Below are 2029 nucleotides of genomic sequence, written 5' to 3'. Positions count from 1 at the left end.
CTTCGGCACCGTCCAGAAGTCCGACGCCGTCTCGGTCATCGAGTCGGGCACCCCCCCCCGCAGAGGCGCCCCCGCACACCGGCGGCATACTTACTCTGATCGACGGCACCGCAGGTCTGCTGACGGTAGCCGCGCTCGGCATCGTCCTGCTCCTCTTCCTGATCATCAAGATCAGGCTCCAGCCCTTCGTGGCGCTGCTCGCGGTCTCGATCGTCGTCGGCCTCTCGGCCGGTCTCTCCGTCACCGAACTCTTCGGCACCGTCCAGAAGTCCGACGCCGTCTCGGTCATCGAGTCGGGCATGGGCGGCATCCTCGGCCATGTGGCGATCATCATCGGCCTCGGCACGATGCTGGGCGCGATCCTGGAGGTATCGGGCGGCGCCGAGGTCCTGGCCTCCCGCCTCCTCGGCCTCTTCGGCGAGAAGCGCGCGCCGCTCGCCATGGGCCTGACGGGCCTGATCTTCGGCATCCCGGTCTTCTTCGACGTCGGCATCTTCGTCCTCGCGCCGATCGTGTACGCCGCCGCCAAGCGCAGCGGCAAGTCGATCCTGCTCTACTGCCTCCCGCTCCTCGCGGGCCTGTCGATGACGCACGCCTTCCTGCCGCCGCACCCCGGCCCGGTGGCCGCCGCCGGTCTGCTCCACGTGGACCTCGGCTGGGTCATCCTGATGGGCATCGTCTGCGGCATCCCGGCGGTGCTCGCCGCCTGGGCCTTCTCGGCCTGGATCGGCAAGCGCATCTTCGTCCCGGTCCCGCAGGACATGGTCGAGGCGGCGGAGGAAGCCAGGTCGGCGGTGATCGCCGAGCAGCGTGCGGCGGGCGTCGAGCCCCGGGAGAAGCCGGTGCCGCTGGGCATCGTCTTCACGATCATCGGAACCCCCCTGTTCCTGATCCTCCTGGCCACGTTCTCCTCGATCGCCTTCGACCCGTCGACCCTCCGCTCGGTGATCGAGTTCTTCGGCAGCCCCTTCGTGGCCCTGACGATCGCCCTGCTGATGGCGTACTACCTGCTCGGCATCCGGCGGGGCTGGTCCCGCAAGTCCCTGGAGACGGTGTCGACCTCGTCCCTGAAGCCGGTCGGCAACATCCTCCTGGTCGTCGGTGCGGGCGGCATCTTCGGCGCGGTCCTCAAGGCGAGCGGAGTCGCGGGCGCCCTCTCGGACACGTTCCAGGACGTGGGCCTCCCGATCATCGTCCTCGCCTACCTCCTCTCCCTGGTCCTGCGCGTCGCCCAGGGCTCGGCGACCGTGGCGATCGTGACGACGGCGGGCATCGTGGCCCCCCTCCTCTCCGAGGGCGACTACTCCCAGGCCTTCATCGCCCTCGTCATCATGGCCATCTCGGCGGGCTCCATCTTCGCCTCGCACGTGAATGACGGCGGGTTCTGGATGGTGGCGAAGTACTTCGGCATCTCCGAGCGGGACACCCTGAAGACCTGGACGGTCCTGGAATCGGTCCTCTCCCTGGCGGGCTTCGCGGTGGCGGCCGTGGTGAGCCTCTTCGTCTAGCGCCTGCGTTACGCACGAAGGGGGCACCCGGCAATCCACCCGGGTGCCCCCTTCTGCCGCGCCCGGCCCTCCCGCTGAGGGCTAGAGCAGGTGGTCGGCCTTCCCCGCCTTGATGTCGCGGACGAGGGCGCGGAGGGCTTCGTGGGTGTCGGTGAGGGGGTGGTTCTCTTGTCCGGCTACGGCGATGTAGGCGTTGCCGTCGGTGTCGGTACCGAGGCGGAAGCAGTTGTTGCCTTCAGCGCAGAACGGTTCTTCCCACTTGATGTCATGCACGGCTTCGCTCCTTGTCTCCGCTGAGGGCTAGAGGAGGTGGTCGGCCTTGCCAGCCTTGATGTCGCGGATGAGGGTGCGGAGGGCTTCRTGGSTGTCGGTGAGGGGGTGGTCCTCTTGCCCGGCGACGGCGATGTAGGCGTTGCCTTCGGTGCCCGTGCCGAGGCGGAAGCAGCTGTTGCCTTCGCCGCAGGCGGGGTCTTCCCAGGTGATTCCGGTGTGCATGGCGTTGCCTCTTGTCTGCGCTTGGG

The 2029-nt window shown here is 68.4% G+C and carries 3 protein-coding genes; 1 reads left to right on the top strand and 2 read right to left on the bottom strand.

Annotated elements, in window-relative coordinates; all coding sequences use genetic code 11:
• Positions 1 to 86: 86 nt before the first annotated feature.
• Complete coding sequence (locus tag AB8Z36_RS36595) at positions 87 to 1508, top strand: GntP family permease (protein ID WP_369217700.1); 1422 nt, start codon at positions 87 to 89, stop codon at positions 1506 to 1508.
• 81 nt (positions 1509 to 1589) lie between these two features.
• On the opposite strand, the gene AB8Z36_RS36590 is transcribed toward AB8Z36_RS36595, so the two are convergent.
• Positions 1590 to 1781 carry a hypothetical protein gene (locus tag AB8Z36_RS36590; RefSeq protein WP_369217698.1) on the bottom strand — a complete coding sequence of 64 codons (192 nt, stop codon included), beginning with the start codon at positions 1779 to 1781 and terminating at the stop codon, positions 1590 to 1592.
• A gap of 27 nt (positions 1782 to 1808) precedes the next feature.
• Entirely contained in the window at positions 1809 to 2003 is a 195-nt protein-coding gene (locus AB8Z36_RS36585; RefSeq protein WP_369217699.1) for a hypothetical protein, read from the bottom strand.
• Between the last annotated feature and the right edge of the window lie 26 nt (positions 2004 to 2029).

This window comes from Streptomyces flavofungini (assembly GCF_041028215.1).
GTDB lineage: Bacteria > Actinomycetota > Actinomycetes > Streptomycetales > Streptomycetaceae > Streptomyces > Streptomyces flavofungini_B.
Note: the sequence above shows the minus strand (reverse complement) of the source record. Positions and strands in the feature narration are given on the sequence as shown.